18 protein-coding genes and 1 other annotated feature (1 of these 19 only partly in view) are annotated in these 17,922 nt (G+C 39.7%); of the genes, 9 read left to right on the top strand and 9 right to left on the bottom strand.

Annotation, left to right across the window (positions count from 1 at the left end):
• Positions 1-43 precede the first annotated feature (43 nt).
• Complete coding sequence (locus A5875_RS12185; RefSeq protein WP_088933844.1) at positions 44-1,069, bottom strand: LLM class flavin-dependent oxidoreductase; 1,026 nt, start codon at positions 1,067-1,069, stop codon at positions 44-46.
• 142 nt (positions 1,070-1,211) lie between these two features.
• Positions 1,212-1,556, bottom strand: a complete 345-nt coding sequence (locus A5875_RS12180; protein ID WP_088933843.1) for a winged helix-turn-helix transcriptional regulator — start codon at positions 1,554-1,556, stop codon at positions 1,212-1,214.
• Positions 1,557-1,687: 131 nt separating this feature from the next.
• Here A5875_RS12180 and A5875_RS12175 point away from each other — a divergent pair, with 131 nt between their 5' ends.
• Positions 1,688-2,272, top strand: coding sequence for a flavin reductase family protein (locus A5875_RS12175; protein WP_088933842.1), 585 nt, complete (start codon positions 1,688-1,690; stop codon positions 2,270-2,272).
• A 346-nt stretch (positions 2,273-2,618) separates the two neighbouring features.
• Here the strand turns inward: A5875_RS12175 and A5875_RS12170 are convergent, their stop codons facing one another.
• The 4 genes from A5875_RS12170 to A5875_RS12155 all read right to left on the bottom strand — a co-directional run bounded on the left by A5875_RS12170 (position 2,619) and on the right by A5875_RS12155 (position 5,987).
• Entirely contained in the window at positions 2,619-3,359 is a 741-nt protein-coding gene (locus tag A5875_RS12170; RefSeq protein ID WP_088933841.1) for a LytR/AlgR family response regulator transcription factor, read from the bottom strand.
• 1 nt (position 3,360) lies between these two features.
• Positions 3,361-4,665: a sensor histidine kinase gene (locus tag A5875_RS12165; RefSeq protein WP_176244668.1), complete on the bottom strand. Its 1,305-nt coding sequence runs from the start codon at positions 4,663-4,665 to the stop codon at positions 3,361-3,363.
• Positions 4,666-5,045: 380 nt separating this feature from the next.
• Positions 5,046-5,600, bottom strand: a complete 555-nt coding sequence (locus A5875_RS12160) for a hypothetical protein (protein WP_088933839.1) — start codon at positions 5,598-5,600, stop codon at positions 5,046-5,048.
• Between the two features lie 54 nt (positions 5,601-5,654).
• Positions 5,655-5,987: a hypothetical protein gene (locus tag A5875_RS12155; protein ID WP_088933838.1), complete on the bottom strand. Its 333-nt coding sequence runs from the start codon at positions 5,985-5,987 to the stop codon at positions 5,655-5,657.
• Between the two features lie 265 nt (positions 5,988-6,252).
• Here A5875_RS12155 and A5875_RS12150 point away from each other — a divergent pair, with 265 nt between their 5' ends.
• Genes A5875_RS12150 through A5875_RS12135 form a run of 4 tightly spaced genes read left to right on the top strand, consistent with a single transcriptional unit; the run spans position 6,253 to position 11,689 of the window.
• Positions 6,253-8,079, top strand: coding sequence for an HTH domain-containing protein (locus tag A5875_RS12150; RefSeq protein WP_088933837.1), 1,827 nt, complete (start codon positions 6,253-6,255; stop codon positions 8,077-8,079).
• Entirely contained in the window at positions 8,072-9,361 is a 1,290-nt protein-coding gene (locus A5875_RS12145) for a PTS sugar transporter subunit IIC (RefSeq protein WP_088933836.1), read from the top strand. The genes A5875_RS12150 and A5875_RS12145 overlap by 8 nt, the downstream gene beginning before the upstream one ends.
• Entirely contained in the window at positions 9,358-10,377 is a 1,020-nt protein-coding gene (locus A5875_RS12140) for an SIS domain-containing protein (protein ID WP_088933835.1), read from the top strand. Before A5875_RS12145 ends, A5875_RS12140 begins: the two co-directional genes overlap by 4 nt.
• A 16-nt stretch (positions 10,378-10,393) precedes the next feature.
• The gene (locus tag A5875_RS12135; RefSeq protein ID WP_088933834.1) at positions 10,394-11,689 is read left to right on the top strand and encodes a 6-phospho-beta-glucosidase; all 1,296 of its coding nucleotides are present in this window, start codon (positions 10,394-10,396) and stop codon (positions 11,687-11,689) included.
• A 150-nt stretch (positions 11,690-11,839) separates the two neighbouring features.
• Here A5875_RS12135 and A5875_RS12130 read toward each other — a convergent pair whose 3' ends face one another.
• Positions 11,840-12,382, bottom strand: a complete 543-nt coding sequence (locus A5875_RS12130) for a GNAT family N-acetyltransferase (RefSeq protein WP_088933833.1) — start codon at positions 12,380-12,382, stop codon at positions 11,840-11,842.
• Between the two features lie 140 nt (positions 12,383-12,522).
• The gene (locus A5875_RS12125) at positions 12,523-13,395 is read right to left on the bottom strand and encodes an Rpn family recombination-promoting nuclease/putative transposase (RefSeq protein WP_088933832.1); all 873 of its coding nucleotides are present in this window, start codon (positions 13,393-13,395) and stop codon (positions 12,523-12,525) included.
• 189 nt (positions 13,396-13,584) lie between these two features.
• Here A5875_RS12125 and A5875_RS12120 point away from each other — a divergent pair, with 189 nt between their 5' ends.
• The 4 genes from A5875_RS12120 to A5875_RS12105 all read left to right on the top strand — a co-directional run bounded on the left by A5875_RS12120 (position 13,585) and on the right by A5875_RS12105 (position 16,772).
• Positions 13,585-14,556, top strand: a complete 972-nt coding sequence (locus A5875_RS12120; RefSeq protein WP_088933831.1) for a MerR family transcriptional regulator — start codon at positions 13,585-13,587, stop codon at positions 14,554-14,556.
• A 200-nt stretch (positions 14,557-14,756) separates the two neighbouring features.
• Positions 14,757-15,035 carry a hypothetical protein gene (locus A5875_RS12115; protein ID WP_088933830.1) on the top strand — a complete coding sequence of 93 codons (279 nt, stop codon included), beginning with the start codon at positions 14,757-14,759 and terminating at the stop codon, positions 15,033-15,035.
• A gap of 17 nt (positions 15,036-15,052) precedes the next feature.
• Complete coding sequence (locus A5875_RS12110) at positions 15,053-15,832, top strand: HAD family hydrolase (protein WP_422851527.1); 780 nt, start codon at positions 15,053-15,055, stop codon at positions 15,830-15,832.
• A 13-nt stretch (positions 15,833-15,845) separates the two neighbouring features.
• The gene (locus tag A5875_RS12105; protein WP_088933829.1) at positions 15,846-16,772 is read left to right on the top strand and encodes a LacI family DNA-binding transcriptional regulator; all 927 of its coding nucleotides are present in this window, start codon (positions 15,846-15,848) and stop codon (positions 16,770-16,772) included.
• Positions 16,773-16,886: 114 nt separating this feature from the next.
• Here A5875_RS12105 and A5875_RS12100 read toward each other — a convergent pair whose 3' ends face one another.
• Complete coding sequence (locus tag A5875_RS12100) at positions 16,887-17,660, bottom strand: DeoR/GlpR family DNA-binding transcription regulator (RefSeq protein WP_088933828.1); 774 nt, start codon at positions 17,658-17,660, stop codon at positions 16,887-16,889.
• Positions 17,661-17,880: 220 nt separating this feature from the next.
• Positions 17,881-17,922: a sequence feature (16S ribosomal RNA rRNA prediction is too short), on the top strand; it runs 522 nt beyond the window's last position.

The following is a 17,922-nucleotide window of genomic DNA, read 5'->3' as shown; positions in this document are numbered from 1 at the left end:
AAGGAGCGCGTCTGATTTTTTCAGACGCGCTCTTTTTTGCGATCTATCTCCAGCCCAAGTCAGGAGCAATATCTTTCACGATGCTCTCAAGTAAATGAATATTGTATTCGACACCCAATGTATTTGGGATTGTCACAAGTACAGTATCGGCTTCCTTAATCGCTTCATCTTCCGCCAAGTCCTTAACAATCTTGTCGGGTTCGCCTGCGAAGGTTTTGCCGAAGATCGTTGGATTTTGGTGGTACGCAAGGAACCCAACTTGATCGTAGTTGGCATCGTCGCCTTGATGGCCGAATAGTTGACGATCCAAGTCGGTCGTGATTGGTTGGATCGAGCGTGTAACTAATGTTCGCGGCTCGAAGTCATGACCAGCTTCCTTCCATGCTTCTTTATAAGCCCGTAATTGTTTGGCCTGCTGCACATGGAAAGGTTCATTGGTTTCGTAGTTCACCAATGTCGATGACTGCAAGTTCATTCCGTGTTGCGCTGCCCAAACTGCTGTTTGTGTCGAACCAGCACCCCACCAGATTCGTTGGCGCAAGCCTTCTGAATAAGGTTCAAGCCGTAATTTCCCAGGTGCTTGCGGGAACATAGGCTGTGGATTCTGTTCAGCAAAACGTCCGCCTTCGATCAGTTTCAAGAATTCTAATGTTCGTTCGCGCGTCACATCTTTGATTTCTTCTTCGCTGTAGTCGTAGCCGAAGTATTTCCAACCATCAAGGACTTGTTCAGGTGAACCACGGCCCACACCTAATTGCACTCTGCCTTGAGTGATGATATCTGTTAGTCCGGCATTTTCCGCCATCATATATGGATTTTCATAACGCATGTCAATCAAGCCGGTACCGATCTCAATCTTGCTGGTTTTAGCTCCGATCGCTGAAAGTAATGGAAACGGCGAACCAATCTGATCCGCAAAATGATGCACACGATAGTATGCGCCGTCGATCCCGATCTTTTCCGCTTCAACAGCTAATTCAATGGATTGCAAATAAGAAGCTGCGGCTGTTTTCACAAGTGAACCCTGATCCATCCAATGCCCGAAACTCAAAAAGCCAATTTTTTTCACGTAGATGACCTCCCCAAAAACCACTCTATTTTACTTACTATTAATAAGTTAAACAGAGTATACTACTTTCTTTTTTTTAAAGCGAGGATTTGTTCTCGCTGAATTGAAAGAACCCGTGGGGGAAAACATTTAGAACATTTGCTTAAATATTTTCATCGATCCGATTATTCTCGCCCCAGATACACATTTGATCCAGCACACCCATCAGAGATTTCCCGCGTTCGGTAAGTGAGTATTCGACCTTTGGCGGAATTTGGGGATAGATTTCTTTATGGATCAATCCATCGGCTTGTAGTTCTTTTAACTTTTGGCTCAATGTTTTATCCGAGATACAGTTGAGGTAGCGCTGTAGCTCATTGAAACGAACGATCGAAAATTCTTCCAAGCAGTATAGAATTGTCATCTTATATTTTCCTTCGATCAGCGACATGGTATAGCTAAAGCCGGTCTCTTCAAAATTAGCATCGCAGATACGTTTATCTTCCATATTTATCCCACGCTTTCTTTTTGGTAAGTTACTTACAAAAATATCGGTACTTGATTATTATTTGGTTTGTTAATACCATAACAATATAGTTAACGATCTGTCTAGGGTAAGTTTAGAAGGAGGAATATTGTATGAAAAAGGAACTTGGTGTGCACCCGTATCTGTTTCCGATGCCTGTTTTGATGATCGCCACTTATGGCGAGGATGATGTGGTGAATGTGATGAATATGGCTTGGGGCGGTATGTGTGCCAAGAATCTGGTGGCACTGAATATCACGAAAACGCATAAAACAGCTGAGAATATTCGGCAAAGAGGCGCGTTCACTCTTAGTATTGCGGATATTCCGCATCTGAAAGAAGCCGATTTTTTTGGAATCGCTACTGGAAATAAGATACCAGATAAATTCGAGCGCAGCGGCTTGCATGCGATAAAGAGCGACAAAGTAGATGCGCCAGTGGTAGAAGAATTTCCTGTCACTTTGGAGTGCAAAGTAGTAAATATTCAAGACGATGAGTTCGGCTATCGGGTAATCGGCGAGGTGCTCAACGTTCTAGCCGATGAAGAAGTTCTGGATAAAAAAGGAAAAATCGATCCAACGAAACTCAATGCATTTGCTTTTGATCAATTCCAAAATGGCTATTACGCAATTGGCGAAAAAGTTGGTCAAGGATGGAAAAGCGGTGCGAAAATGGCGCGGGATGCGAAGAAAGGGTAACTGGAATGTAGTCAATTTTTTTGATTACTTGAATTGGGCGAATGATCTGTCTATTATGGATTACGGGAACGACGTCTTAGTTTGAATAGAACAATCAAAAAGGATCTGAAACCTTGATTTTTAAGGAGTTCAGATCTTTTGTGCTTCAATGGTCGGTCAATTTTTAATGGGGATATTTGATTAGCATAACTCAGAACTGAAAAAATCTATTTGTTCAAATATACACCTATATACCCACCTTGATTTTTGTAATAATTCATCCTAGTCATTCCTTTATGCTTTGCAGGCGGAACTGCATATTATAATGAGTTTTAGTAATAAAAAAGGAAAATTATCATTAAAGGATCTATTTCGATCCTAAACGCTTATTTAGCGTAGAAAACTTTCTCATAGCTATGGGGCAAACTTCGCCATTCGCCATCGTTACTTCATAATTCTTTCGATTCAGGGCACTGACATTTTCAACGTTAAGGATAATAGATTTGTGCGTGCGTAACAAAGAGTTAGAGATAGATTCAAGATCGTTGATTTTTCCGTAGAATTCCACTGTACTTTGATCTAAATGTAGAACCAACTTATGTGGTACATGCGAAGTTTCAATAAACATCACATCTTTCATGGGAAAGACGCGAATCTTACTGCCTACTTTTATTTTTAGTCGTTCTTCTGGATTATTTTTATCTTCTTGGTAGTGTGTGCTCGCTTGCTCTAAAGCCTCTATGATTCTCTTTTGTAAATCCTGCATGTCATCTTTGAGAATGTAATCCATCGCTTCTACTTTATACTTAAATGTAAAATACATCATTTCGCTATGAGTGGTGATAAAAATTATTTTTCCGCCGATATCTTTATTCCTAATTTGCCCACCTAGCTTTATTCCATCAATATCGCATTGTAAATCCACATCCAAAAAATAAATGCCATTGGAAATAGATTTTTTTTCTAAGTAGGAGAGAATTTCATAGGGATTGTTGGTACTCAATTTAATTTCCATATCTAGTTCTTCAATCATTAGGTAATTTTGGATATATTCTTCGATTGCGTTTCTCTGAATGTCATTATCTTCACAAATAAATATCGGCAACAACTTACTCCACCTCACTTAAAATGGTAACTCTTTGAATAAAAAGTTTCTCCTCAATTTTTGTTTCTAGAAGAATGCTAGGTTCCTTTAATAGGATTTCTTCCGCATTTGATAGCCCCAATCCTCTTTTTTCGCCACGAGTTGAAACACCCGTTTGCTTTAATTCTTGAAGCGGAAGTGTTTTTTCTCTAATGGTGTTTTGAATGATGAAAACTAAATCCTTGTTCTCTTTAAATGCTACTATCGTCAACGTTCCTTCTTGGATGGTATCTAGTTCCTCAATTGCGTTATCTAAAAAAATCCCGAAAATCCTAACTGCTGAAAGAACATTCAGGCTATCTATTTCAGGCAAAAATTCTTTAATTTCAATGTGAACATCGATATTTTTTTCTTGAGCTAGCAATAGTTTTGTATAGAAAATACTTCTTATTCCCAAAGATTCAATATTTTGTAACGAATCAAGGATAAGGTTGTTTTCTTTTAGTTCCGCATTGGTTTTCATGATATCGTTCGAAAAAAACTCTTTTAATTCAGAAATTTTATCCTTTTCAAGAAAATAGTTGATGGTTGATAGGAGATTTGTGTAATCATGGCGAAATTTCCTGGTTTCCTGATATTGCTTTTTGACCTCATCTACATATTGTTTTTGCAACTCTGCTATAATCGTAGCGTTTTTCGCTTCAGCTTTCAGCAAAGTGTTTCGTGAAATACCTCGAATAACCATAACGATTAGGCTAGTTAAAAGAACATAGAAGAGTACTAGCATAAAAAATAAATTTTGATTGTCCGCATAATTTTGAATCATTTCTATTGCTTGGTAACTAAAGACAAAGATCATTAGGGAAAATGCAACACTGTTCAATTTTCCTTTTTGTTCTAAATAAGGATACAATCTATCTCGCAAGAAAAACGAAATCACTATACAAATTAGTAGTGAAAATATAATCGTACAAAATAAATAGAAGTTCGCCATAACCTGATTTTTTAGACTAAGGCAGTATTTATTCACTTCTACATAAAATAAGGAAATCATCATCTCAATTAGGGCAGAACACATAATCGATAAAACAATTTTCAGTGGGTTTTTCTTACTCAATGTAATATAGGAAAAGGCAAATAAGAGGATAAACAGAACCAATAAATCTAGTGTAGAGTAGGAAATGCTGATTATTATTGGTAGTGCTAATAAAAGTGAAAACAGCAGAATAGGTCCGATTTTTTCTTTATACACTTTTTCCAATATGAAAAAGCACAACGCAACGATTAAAATATGTGAATAAAAAAAATAGTTAAAAAGAAAAGAACTCATTTTTTTCTCCTTAATAAGCATCTATCAAATACGTCAATTATCACGTGTATTATATCACATAGGATTTTACGGTAGCGTTTAGGATATCGAAAACGTCAAATTGTATAAAACGAAAGCTAGAATAAGGGGATCACATGTGAGGAACTAAATCGATTTGTAACTTAAAAAGAAAGAGATATTGGTACTATGGAAAACTATATTTGAAGAGCTATAGGTCATCTGGTAATCTATGGATCGTTCAATATTCAGAAAACATTGGAGGAAACAAAAAGACTTCAAAGAAATGTTTGGAACTTGAGTGATTCAGAAGAGAAAAAGAAGAGAAATGAACCGACATTATATATCTGATAAGCATTCGCTGGATAGTCTATTATCGTCTATCAAATCAAACTCTCCAAAAATTCTGTCGCCACTCGCTCAAAGGATTCATCATAATCAATCACTAATTGCTTTAATGGTTCTGTCAGACTGACTTTTTTGCCTTGGCTTTGAACCTCCAGTAATAATTCCTCACCATTTAGACGGAAATCGACAAAGACTTTATCATCGATATTCGTTTCTAGATAATCGATCATCGATTCAAAGTAACCCTCAGCCAACGGTTCTGCGACTTCCATCAGTACATGGTTCATTAAGCTTTCAACATCTGCATTTTTATATAGAAGAAAGTGTTTGCTGACGAAAGTAGAATTATAAGGATTTTCGATGTTAAAATCTAAAAATTGCAGATATTCTTCCACTTCGCCGATCTTCTCCAATGTATCGAACACTTTGCGTAGAATCCGCAGCAACGCTTCATCCAGTATGGCATCAAAGCGATCCTTTGGATAAAGAGTCTCGATGTTTTCCTCTTCCTCATAAAAGCTGGCTTGTACTTTTTCAAAATAGCAGCCCTCTGGTTGGTCTTTGACAAAGAAGCTTATTTGCATTCCCATTTGGTTCACCTCGCTAGATTATTGACGATCTTTGCAGAGACATCAGTAAAAATTTTAATTATCATTGACGATCTTTTGGATTTTTTCCGCAAGGTGACGAATCACATTCGGTGCGCTGCTGCGGAAATCTTCGATGAATGAACCGGATAAGCTGTCGACCGTGCCGACTTCTTTGTTCATGATGTCAAAAATGGCTAGTATCTGATCTTCCGGCTGCCATTTTACTTTCCAGTATGGTCCTTCCAGATCACCATCAAGAATTTGCTGGGCATTGTCCAATACCGCTTGGCGGATGACTTCTTCTTCAGTGGCATCCTTGCCTTTTTCTAACAGGTAGTTCAGCTTTTGTTCGACTTCAAACATATTTTCGGGAACTAATGAATACATATTTTTACTCTCCCTTTCGCGCAATCGCGAGGTTCTATTTCCTCAGTTATACTCAAAATTCTACAAATCTGCAAAGAAAAGCCCTTGTGTTGCGGGTGGGTATAAAGGACTGCAGGTAGTCTAATTTAAACAACAAAAGTTTTAGTCAGCAGCTTATCGTTTGAAAATCTTCCTAAAGTTGGGAAAACATGTTGAGTATCGGAAGCTGAACAGATAACTTATATTATGGGTACAAGAAATCGCTTTCTTGGTAGGTGAAGAAAAAATGTTGACGTCAAATGAGCAATACCTAGTTGAACAATTAATGGCAAAGGAGGAGTTTCAAAGTTTTCAGTCTTTGGCCGAGTCTTTGAATGTATCCGTGCGCACAATTCGAAATCTATTACATCGTATTCAACCTTTTCTGACAGGAAATAATTTGAAGGTAGAACGCAAATACGGTGTTGGGATTCGACTGACTCAGATTGAAGAAACTGAGGAAAATGTAAATATCATTCCTTTTGTAGACTTTTCCGCAATCTACAGAAGGGAAGTATTGAAGCTGCTGCTGCTGCTGAACTTCCGTCAGAAAACTTCGATCAATAAGCTGGCTGAACAGTTTTATGTAAGTAAAAATGCTATTTTCCTTGATTTGAAAATTATAGAAAAGGAGTTGTGGATTTATAACCTGTGCTTGGAGCGGGATCACGAAGGCACAAAAATAAAAGGTAAACGAAAACTAATTAAACGGGCGATCATTGATATCGTTCATCAATTTGGCATTTCTATCTTGTATGAGAACAATAAATACATTTCAGATAATGAGAATATTTTGTACAGTGTGTTAAATCCGAAGTTCGAACAATTGATTGTAGAGGTTTTGCATGATCTGAAGGAGCGTTATGGGTATCGTTTCAATTTTGATTTTTTGCAGACACTGATCATTCATCTTTCCGTTGATATTTTACTGTTTGGCAAGGAAAACAAGAAACAGGAAGAGCCAAAGACAGCAGCAACAGCAGGTGAATACTTTCAAATGAGAATCGAAACAGCCTTAATGATTAATTTCAGCCAACGGTACAATAAGGAACGTTTTCAAGAATATTGTACGGCGTTTTCCTTTTTTGAAGGCAAAGAGGGGACAAATCATAGTGCAGCGGCCTTGCTGGAAAGTTTTGAAGATATTTCCGGGATTGAGCTGCGGGATAAAGACGGACTGATCAATGAATTGAATCAATACCTGTATCAGATCGAGCTTCGTCAAGAGTACAGAATCGCAGTTTTTCATCCAATGCTGAATCATTTTTTAAGTAATTATGGGGCTCAGTTTGTTGCACTAAAATTAGCGCATTGGAATCAACCGGATCTGAATGTAAAAATGACCGACGATGAAATTGCTTTTGAATTGGTTTATGTACTGAATCATTGTTATGGCAATAAACGAGATTTTCAAGTGTTAGTCAAACTGAATGCCAGTGAGGAACTTCAGCGTTTTGTGCTGCAAAAGCTGGAAAAGGAATTTCCATTGAGCAGCTTTCATGCGGAGGCTTCTCTTGAATATGCCGATATGGAGTTGGCGGTCACTTTTTCACCTGACAGCAACACAGCAAAGTCCAGAAACGAAATTGATCTAAATAATCCAAAACAATTGGAACTGCTGCGAGAAAGGATCGCTTATCAACGAGCGGAAAAGATTGTCTCGGCGGTTGAAGAACAGTTCGATTATCAGACCTTTTTGCTGGAGGTTCCAGATAAGAAGCGTAAAGATGACGTACTCGCTATGATCAAGACGATCGTATTAAAACAATATCCCGTCTCAGAGCAAAACTGGTTTGATCTGATTGAAGAGGATAAGATCAATCCAACCTTTTGGATCGAAAAACAAGCGGCACTTCTTGTCTTAGAAACGGAAAAAGTTACAAGAAGCAGTCTGCTGAAATTTGAATTGCCGATTCAGGTCAGATGGCGCAACAACAATGAGCTGAGTCGCGTTAGAAAGGTGTATTTTTTCTTGAGCAAGCATGTTGAGCTTGAGGAAAGCACGACCTTGTATAAAGCAATTCAATTTGACCGAACCATTAAAAAAATTATTGAGGAGGAAGAAAATGAATAAGTTTGTAAATTTTGTTGATCAGAAAATCTCCCCGCCATTAACCAAATTGGGTGAGAATCGCTATATGGTTGCTGTAAAAAACGGCATGATCTTGACTGTGCCGTTTACCATTATCGGCTCGATCTTTATGATTTTAGCGCAGTTTCCGGCGCAAGGATATCAGAAGTTCATTGAGCCGTATAAGAATGTCTTGATGGTGCCAACGTCTGTGACCTTTAGTGTTTTAGGGTTGATCGCGGTGATCGGTATCAGCTATAGTCTGGCAAAAGTCTATGACATCGACTCTATCCGCAGTGTCTTGATGTCTTTGGTAAGTTTTCTGTTAGTGCAAACTGGGTTAAATGACGAAGGGGCTTTTGCTTTAAAGACGGAGAACTTTGGGACGTTGGGTGTCTTTTCAGCAATTTTGATTTCCTTTATCGTCGTTGAGGTATATCGTTTCTGTTTGAAACGGAATTTATCGATTCGAATGCCGGATAGTGTACCGCCGGCGATTGCGAAGTCATTTGAAATTTTAATGCCGCTGCTCTTATCTCTTTCATTTTTCTGGATTATCAGAATTCTCTTGAACTTTGACATAAATGCGGGCTTGAATGCTTTATTTAGTCCTTTGGTAATGGGTTTGAATACCTTGCCGGGAATTGTTTTATTTATGTTTTTACGCTCCTTGCTGTGGTGTGTTGGTATCCATGGCGGTGCGGTTCTATCGGTAGCTGATCCGATCTTCTTGACGATGCTGGGAGCAAATGCGGAAGCCTTTGCGGCTGGACAGCCTGCACCTTATATTACAGCGGCTGGTTTCGTTAATTTTATCTTTATCGGCGGCGGCGGAGCGACCATGATGCTGGTGATTTTCATGATGTTTTCGAAGGAGAAAGGGCTTCGCACTTTGGGAAGACTGTCATTTCCATCGAGTCTGTTTGAGATTAATGAACCAATTGTTTTTGGTGCGCCGGTTGTTTTGAACCCGATCCTGATGATTCCTTATACGCTTTGCAACTGTCTTTTGGCAATCATTGCTTATGCCTTGATGCATTTTGATCTGATCGGACGGCCTGTTGCTACGGTTCCGTGGACAACGCCGCCAATTTTGATGCAGTATTTAACCTCTGGCGGTGATTGGCGCGCGGCTTTATATGGCGTTTTTGCGTTAGGATTGACAGGTGCGGTCTACTATCCTTTCTTTAAAATGTTAGAAAAAGAAAGATTGGAGCTTGCTGCAGGTGAAGAAGAAAAAAGTGAAATTCAAATTGACTGTACTGTCGAGGGTGAGGCCGAATGAAATACACGAATCAAATGAATCACTTTATTGATGAACAATTTGAACTTTTACCTAAGCTTTTGGCTGAAGATATCCAAGTTGAAGAGGGCGGGCATGAATATAAAAAAATCGTATTCGTTGGCTCCGGCAGCTCTTTAAATGCCGCCAGAATCAGTGAACGCTATTTTGCCGCAACCTCTAGTGCGCAATGTTTCTTTTTGTCACCGAATCAATACCTGCCGCAATCAGCAGGACTGGGCCGCCATTTATTGGTGGCGATTTCCCAGACAGGCACGAGTATCGCTACTATCGATTCCATTATTGCTGCTAAGAAGCGGGCTGTTCCGACTATACTGATCAGCGCCACCAAAGATACAAGGAAACGGGAGGTCGCCGATCAATTTATCGACTTATATTGTGAAGATGAAAAGATCGGTCCTAAAACAGTCGGCTTTTCGGCAACGGTGGTACGACTGATCCAGCTTGCGATGGCGTTTAATACCTCTGGAGAAACAAGAGCAAGAAACAAAGCTGAGCTGCTGCAGATTGTTCATGCCTTGCCGGTCATAAAGAAAAATACGGAAGCGTGGATCGAGACACATCAGGAATGGAAACAAGCAACTTATATCACTGTCGCCTCGGATGAAGAATTCAAGGCTACGATTGATGAAGGGGCGCTTAAATTGCTGGAGACTCTGATGGTGCCAGTTCCCGCTTATGAGATTGGGGAGTTTACCCATGGACCTCATCGGCTGATAAAGGCCGGAAGCCACCATATTTTCATTGGCTCAGGTCAAACCAGCGGACTGACACAAAAAGTCGCCGAATATGCTAAAGAACAGCAGGCGAATATTCTCTGCTTTACTTTGGAGGCGGGCGACATTGACTTAACACCGATAACCAGCAGCTTCGGTGTGGAATTAGCAATTTCGATCGTATTCCAAGTTTTAGCCAACGAATTGGCTTTATTACGCGGCTTTAATCCAGATGAAAAAGTACATCAAAACTTTTTTAAATTTATAGGAACCAAAGACTAATTAGGAGATGAAGGAAATGTCACTAAATATTGCAATCATAGGAGCAGGCAGCGTATATACCCCAGAGATTATTGAAGGTTTCGCCAACAGTCGCGAAAAATTACCGGTATCAAAATTAACGATCATGGATATCAATCCGAAGCGGCTGGATATTATGTTCGACTTCTTAAATCGATATAAGAAATTCCACGGTTTAGAGTTTGAAATCGTGAAAACCACGGACTTGGTGGAAGCGGTCAAAGGACAAGACTTTGTGCTGACACAAATTCGTGTAGGTGGAAATCAAGCGCGTATCAACGACGAGAAAATTCCGTTGAAATATGGAGTTATTGGTCAAGAAACGACTGGACCAGGCGGATACATGAAAGCCTTGAGAACCATTCCGGCAATTTTGGAAATCGCGAAAGCTGTTGAAAAATACAATCCAGAGGCTTGGCTGATCAACTACGCCAATCCAACAGGAATTTTGGCAGAAGCCGTTCGAAACTATACCAACACCAAGTTCATTGCTTTGTGCGCGGGCGGTATGAGGCCGCGGACTTGGGTAGACTGGGCATTGGGTGTGGACTACAAAGATGTTAAGTACGATTTTGTGGGGCTGAATCATATGAATTTCGCCTATAACATTCGTGTTAACGGGAGAAAAATTACAAAGGAAGAATTTGATAAAGTAGCTGACATTCACGAAACCGTTGAGCCAACGTTGATAAAAGAATTGAACGCTTTGCCGAGCCTGTATTGCCAATATTACTTCCACCGAAATAAAAAATTCAATGAACTGAATGAGGCACAAAATACTCGCGGAGAAATTGTTCTAAATTTGGAAAAAGAAATCTATGAAGCCTTGTCCGATCCGAATCAACACGACAAACCGGAAATCTTAAAAAATCGTGGAGGCGGAGGTTATAGTGAATTGGCTCTGGATGCCTTGTCCGCAATCTATAATGATGAAGATATGTGGATTGTTGCGAATGTGAAAAATGAACGCGCGATTGAATTTTTACCTTATGACGCATCGGTGGAAACGCCGTGTGTATTAAACCAAAACGGCATTACACCGTTAGTTCAAAATAATATTCCAGAAGGCGTATACGGTTTGGTTTCGGGAGTTAAAAATTACGAAAGCTTGGTTGTTAAAGCGGCAGTTGAAGGTGATTATGGCAAGGCATTGCTGGCTATGGTTGCTCATCCGCTCGTTGGTGATTACGATATTGCCAAACCAATGCTAGATGAAATGCTTTTGGCAAATAAAGAATACATTCATCCCAAGTTGATCGAAACACTTGAGCAAAAGGAATTGGTTCATAAATAAAGTGAAATCCTAAATAATCGTTTTCCCCCGAAAATGAAAAGGGCGTCCGTGAAATTTGCGGACGTCTTGTTTTGCGTTTTATAGTGAACACATATTTTATCCGCATAGAAAAGCCCTTGTGCCGCAACTTGGCACAAGGGTTTGAACGTTCTATTCTCTCCAATTTTCTGGCCGCATAAACTCATCCGAGCAACGCACGGTTCCAGAATAGTCCTTCAATGATAAATCTTGGTTTAAGGCTTGGACCATCCAGGCGTCTTCTTTGCCTTTTTCTATCGGATAGGGCGCTTGCAGTCCAAATGGCAACGCCGGTTTAAAGCCGTGTCTTGGATAATAATCGATATGACCTAAGACAAAGACGAGATCAACCTGCTTGCTCTTCAAAAGACGTAAGCCTTCCTTGATCAGCATGCCGCCGATTCCTTGTTTTTGATATTCTGGTACCACCGCTAATGGGGCAAGTATCTGAACAGAAAGCTGCTCGTGTTCTGTGATCGAAGCCTTGGTAAAAAGGATATGGCCGATTGCTTCATCTTCCGCAAAAGCCAAAAGAGAGAGCAGCGGTTGAGCTGTCGAATCTGCCAGCAGCAGTTCAGTCAAGTCCGCCTCGTCTAATTCTCCAAATGCACGTTTTTCTACTTGATAGATAATCTCGTTATCTTCCTTTGTTGTTTCTCGAATCGTAATGTTCATGGTTTGCTCTCCTTAATAAATGAATTTTTCATCTGAATTAAGAGCAAATCACCGATAATAAACACAAGTTAGTCAAACAAAAGCCTCCTTTGCTTTGATACATCCATTATAAAAGAAACCGATTGCAGGAACAAGCAGGGTTATACTTGCTGATTTTTGAGCTTGTGAACCGTTTCGATGTCTAGTCCGGTAGCTTTTGCTACTTTTTCTGGACTAACTCCAATTTTTAGAAACTCGATTGCTAGGGTTCGCTTTTCTTCTTTTCGTCCTTCTTTCCGCCCATTTTCCATAGCTGTCACAATGACGGCATCAGAGATGGCTTTGGATTTTTCAATGTTCATGATCATTTCTTTTTCCTTCCTTTCCAAGGTTAAGAATTCAATCTTTCTTTTTGCTTCTTTTATATAGTCAGGTGCAGTTGATTTGATTTCTCCGGTTTTTAGAAAATAATGCCAATGATAGGCGGCCTTTTGTCTTCCAATATGCTGATTTTTTAAACTGAGAAAACATAAAATCAATAATTCTTTCCCATCCCCATTTAAAAAAGGCTGATGGGTTTGGTCGTTCAATATGCGAAACAATTGTAGCGCTTCGCCCTTTTGATCAAATAAATGGAAATTCAAAATATTAATCCCATATGCGGGACGCAGACTGGAAAAGTTATTCTTTTTCTTTTCCTTCTTTTTATCGATATTTCCAAATGGTGAGCGAAAGGCCTCTGCCAGATAGAAAATGGTTCGTTCATGGAAGTAGTCATGTGGTTGAATCTGACATTCAATCGTGGCATGGCTGCCGTCTTCTCCGGTGGCTAGGATGTCCACCTCTGTTCGTCGGATATCCATTTTTTCATAAGATTTCTTATAACTGTCAATATGATACGTTTCTTTTGGCGTAAGGGTCTGAAATTCGATGCCTAGCAGGTCTTTGACAAAAGCTTTTAGGATATGCGAGGAATCTTCGGAGGTCAACATCTTCTTAAACAACAAGTCATTCGTTGGTAAATATTTTTGCATTTTTTCACACCTTTCAGCTGAAAGGCTTTTCTCGCCTCAATTATAGCATGGCCCATCAGCAGCTTTCTATCCTAAGATACGCAGAATCTCCCTGTTCGATGTAAGAAGGAAAGGCTTAGAAAAAAACTTGACTCTTCCTTTGGGTAAGCGTTCATAATAGAACTATGTTATGGGAAGAGGAGATGGATTATGAATAATTTAGTCAAGATTAGGGATGTGTCCAACAAGTACAATATTACAGCGCGTGCGCTGCGCTATTATGAGGATATGGGGTTGCTGAAAAGTATCCGAAACAGCGACTCGCCTTATCGAATGTACGATGACGATGCGGTTCGGCGGATCGAACAAATCCTTATTTTACGAAAATTGAACATCAGTATCAAAGATATTAAGCGGATCTTCGGGGCTTCTGGCTCGGATGTCGTTTTAGAGGTATTAGGGAAAAAAGTAGAGAATATCGATGATGAGGTTTCTCTGCTGAATGAATTGAAAAATATTGTCCTCGACTTTATTGAGGAAATAGAGAAGCTGAATTTTTCTAATAATGCCGATATTAAGCAGCTATATGACAAAGCCAAAGAAATCGAAACGCAAATCGTAAGCGTCGATTACATCGGCAAACCTGCAAACATGAATCGTTTGATCGAGATTACGGATAAATTAGACAAAAAGATCCCTGATGTCATGGTGATAAGAATTCCGCCGTTTAGGGCCGTAACCTCTGGGGAGCAAACGTTTGAAGATATTTTCAAAGAAGGCGGTTATATGTTTCAATTATGGCAGCACTATCCTTTATACCGTCCGGTGATTTTTGACTGTTTGGATTTTATGCTGGTAAATGAAGATAAAGCTACCATGGTGTGTGCTGTCAAAGATAGCGTCAGGAAAGAAGATGTCAGTCCGCTCCAGCTGATTGATTTTCCCGGCGGGTTATACGCGATGGCAGTTAGTATCGATGAAGATGATGAGAGTATCAAGAAGGTTCAAGACAAAATCTTCCAATGGGTCGAAAGTACAAATTTTGAAGTCGATAAAAATCGCAGCTTTATGTTCAATATGCCTTATTTAGACGAAGAAAATATTTATCAAAAGGATATTGAAAAAGGGCTGGGCTATCGACAAATGCAAAGATATGTCCCGATAAAACTGAAAGAAGACTAGTTAAAAAAACAAGAATAAGCAATCAACACCTGCGGGGCTGCAAAAGCCGCAGGTGTATTTGTGCTACAGATATAAAGGAACGATCGACCCTTGAACTTCTGAATATCTCGCTTGTCGGGGAGTTGTTAAATAACACTTGCATTGCAACTGGTTTCATCATTTAGACTAGGAGTAACAAAACAGCAAAGGGAGTGTTTTAGATGAATTCAGTAGTAGAAATTACGGATATGTTGGGCGTGGATTATTATTATGTTTCAGTATCGTTTGAAAGAAATGCGCTGCTTTTAGAAAAGCCTAGAGGATTGTTTGCGAAGAATATCAAAAGCCGAATCAAGCTGTCTGAGATTAAGGATGTTTCTGTGATGAATGAACAAGGTGTCGACACGCTTTCCTTTTTCTATGATCGGAATTGGTACACGTTTATCGATTACGGGAATCATATCGTGTCTAGTTTGAAAAGAAATCTAATGTTCATTTAGGAAAGTAGGGAGTTTTATTGACCGCTTCGAAGAAAAAAATGGTTGTTTTTGATATTGATGGTACACTGTTAGGGAGTAATAAAAAAGTTCTTTTCTCCACGCTTGAAGCCTTGACGAGGCTGAAGGAACAAGGGCATACGTTGTTTGTCGCAACAGGCAGGAGTTTATTATATGCTAAGCCGATCATTCAGCTGCTGGGCTTTCAAAATTATATTGTGTGTAATGGCGCCATTGGATTTGTCGATCACCGGCAAACCTTCGGCAACGAATTGGCATCCGCTGATCTTTATGAGTTGTTGAATCGATTCTCGCAGGCAAAGGTAGATGCGGTCATCGTGACCTTGAATCAATTGTATCGGGTTTCCAGCTTTGATTTGGAAAAAATGCGTAGGGCTATGAGCTATGTTGGCGGGGCTTTGCCGCCTGTTCATAACCAAGCTGAAGCGCTGGTCTATCAAGTATTGGCCTTTTACGATCATAGCTTGGAGCAGGCGATTGAGCCGCATTTTTCAACCTTTGATTTTGTCCGCTGGCATGACGATGGGGTGGATATCATTCCTACAGGCGGATCGAAGGCGACGACTATTTTGGAATTGGCTGGACAGTTAGGTTTTGATAGAGAGGATATTCTTTCCTTTGGCGATGGCTTGAATGACCGAGAAATGCTGCAGACTTCGGGAATCGGTGTGGCGATGGGAAATGCAACGCTTACGGTCAAGAAAAGTGCGGATATGATCACGGATACCAATGATGATGACGGTATTTTCAATGCGTTGAAGCGATTATCTCTTATTTGATAAGGAGTTCGATATGGTTACGATTAAAGAATTAGCAAAGCTTTCTGGATATTCCACTACGATGATCTCGCGGGTCATCAATAATTACCCGTATGTCGATGAGGAAAAACGGCGTGAAATTCTAAAGCTGGTAGACGAGCTGAATTATCGGCCGAATTCCATTGCTCGAAATTTGAGTATTGGAAAGACCTATAATATCGGCGTGATCGTTCCATCGCTTAATCGTCCCTATTTTGAACAGATCGTCAGCGGAATCGCCGAAGAAGCTTTTCATCATAATTACAAGGTCACTCTGCTGCCCACGAATTATGATCGGAAAATAGAATTGGGGTATCTGGAAGAATTATCTACCAAGCTGTATGACGGCCTGATCATTACCTCGAAGATCAATAGCTTAAAGAAGATCTTGGATTATCAACAATACGGCCCGCTGATTTTTTGCGAATATGTTCCAAATGAGGGCGTGGCGAGTGTTTCGATCGATCGCGAGAAGGCTTTTATGGATACGATGGCTTACTTTTTTGACCATAACGTGAAGAAGATCGGTATGACCACAGGCAGAAATGAGCGCTACAGCGACAGTACCAAGCTCCTTTTAAAGCTGGCGAAGAAGAATTTTAAAACCTTCGACCAATCCGATGTTGTTCGGAACTGCCGGACATATGAAGACGGCTATCGAGCGGGAAAATTCTTTTACGAAGAAAATCAGGTAGAAGCCATTCTGACTAACGGCGATGAAGTGAGTGCGGGAATTTACGATTTTTATCGCGGCAAAAAGCTTCCGCTGATCGTCGGACAAGACAATCTGTTAGCCAGCAAGCTGCTGAATCTCTCAACGATCGATTACCATCTGACAAAATGCGGACGGGAAGCCTTCCTGCAATTTATCAATAATAGAAAAGACAAGATCATGATCGAATCAACGTTTATAGAACGATAGGAGATGGGGGACCATCTCTTTTTTGCATTCATACGCTATTTACACTGATGACTATCAATAATATGAATAGAAAAAAGAAGGATCAGCAAACTATTGCCAATCCTTCTTTTTGATTTAGACGCTTTCGATGCTTTTGATGCCGTTTTTATACATTTCATCAATTAATTTTTTGTCTGTTTGGTTATCTGTAATCAACAAATCAATTTTATCAATTGGCAGGAAGGTATACAGAGCGCGGCGGCCAATTTTTGTATGATCAGTGACGACAATTCTTTTGGCAGCAGCAGTAATCATATTTTTTTTAGTCGTAATCAGCAACTCATTAAAATGCGTCAGACCTTTTTCCACATTAAGTGCGGGTGTCGCGATAAAAGCCTTATCCACACTAAATTGCTGTAATGATTCATTAGCGATTTGACCGTTTAACATATAACTATCATGAAAAAGGGTTCCGCCAGTTACGATCGTAGTGATCGATCTGTTTGATCGTAAAACCGAAGCGATATTCACATCGTTCGTGATAATCGTAATATTTTGTAGCTGCGGCATTTCGTTTAAAGTTTTTGCGATTTGCAGAGTTGTGGTTCCAGAGTCTAAAATGACTGCTTCACCACTTTTTATAAATTTTGCAGCATATTTTCCAATGCGCGTTTTTTCAGTGATATTTTCAGTTGCCCGATCCTCAAATACAGGTTCATCTTGCTTGATACTTGCGGGGACTACTCCGCCATGAATTCTTACAACTAATCCTTGAGATTCCAGTTCGTCGAGATCTCTTCGAATCGTCGTTTCATGAACTTGAAAAATCTCAGAAAGCTGAGACACAGAGATAAACTGTTTATTTTCAATGGCATCTAGTAGTTTTACTCGTCGCTCACCAGTCAACATCTTCTTTCCCCCTCACGCCTTTTCAAGTACTCAAGACCATATGAATAACTTTAAAAGCTGATTTGACCTTTATTCTAAGAAAAATGGCTCGACTTGTCAATGTAAACAATTAGTTATCGCACGTATTCGAGCGATAACGAGCGATAAGCGTATTCTATTTTTATTAAAAAGACTTTTTCACAAATTATATTGTTATTTAATTTGAAATTGGTTTTTGTTAATAATTATATTTCTGTTCAATTGGAATTGTTTGATAGTAGTA

It is taken from the genome of Enterococcus sp. 3H8_DIV0648, assembly GCF_002140655.1.
Lineage (GTDB): Bacteria > Bacillota > Bacilli > Lactobacillales > Enterococcaceae > Enterococcus_A > Enterococcus_A hulanensis.
Note: the sequence above shows the minus strand (reverse complement) of the source record. Positions and strands in the feature narration are given on the sequence as shown.

Coding starts and splice junctions, on each gene's coding strand:
- A5875_RS12160 (WP_088933839.1), bottom strand. CDS start 5,600: ATGGGAATGCAAATAAGCTTCTTTGTCAAAGACCAACCAGAGGGCTGC.
- A5875_RS12125 (WP_088933832.1), bottom strand. CDS start 13,395: ATGCAAAAATATTTACCAACGAATGACTTGTTGTTTAAGAAGATGTTG.
- A5875_RS12165 (WP_176244668.1), bottom strand. CDS start 4,665: ATGAGTTCTTTTCTTTTTAACTATTTTTTTTATTCACATATTTTAATC.
- A5875_RS12120 (WP_088933831.1), top strand. CDS start 13,585: ATGAATAATTTAGTCAAGATTAGGGATGTGTCCAACAAGTACAATATT.
- A5875_RS12175 (WP_088933842.1), top strand. CDS start 1,688: ATGAAAAAGGAACTTGGTGTGCACCCGTATCTGTTTCCGATGCCTGTT.
- A5875_RS12145 (WP_088933836.1), top strand. CDS start 8,072: ATGAATAAGTTTGTAAATTTTGTTGATCAGAAAATCTCCCCGCCATTA.
- A5875_RS12140 (WP_088933835.1), top strand. CDS start 9,358: ATGAAATACACGAATCAAATGAATCACTTTATTGATGAACAATTTGAA.
- A5875_RS12130 (WP_088933833.1), bottom strand. CDS start 12,382: ATGAACATTACGATTCGAGAAACAACAAAGGAAGATAACGAGATTATC.
- A5875_RS12155 (WP_088933838.1), bottom strand. CDS start 5,987: ATGTATTCATTAGTTCCCGAAAATATGTTTGAAGTCGAACAAAAGCTG.
- A5875_RS12135 (WP_088933834.1), top strand. CDS start 10,394: ATGTCACTAAATATTGCAATCATAGGAGCAGGCAGCGTATATACCCCA.
- A5875_RS12115 (WP_088933830.1), top strand. CDS start 14,757: ATGAATTCAGTAGTAGAAATTACGGATATGTTGGGCGTGGATTATTAT.
- A5875_RS12180 (WP_088933843.1), bottom strand. CDS start 1,556: ATGGAAGATAAACGTATCTGCGATGCTAATTTTGAAGAGACCGGCTTT.
- A5875_RS12105 (WP_088933829.1), top strand. CDS start 15,846: ATGGTTACGATTAAAGAATTAGCAAAGCTTTCTGGATATTCCACTACG.
- A5875_RS12150 (WP_088933837.1), top strand. CDS start 6,253: ATGTTGACGTCAAATGAGCAATACCTAGTTGAACAATTAATGGCAAAG.
- A5875_RS12100 (WP_088933828.1), bottom strand. CDS start 17,660: ATGTTGACTGGTGAGCGACGAGTAAAACTACTAGATGCCATTGAAAAT.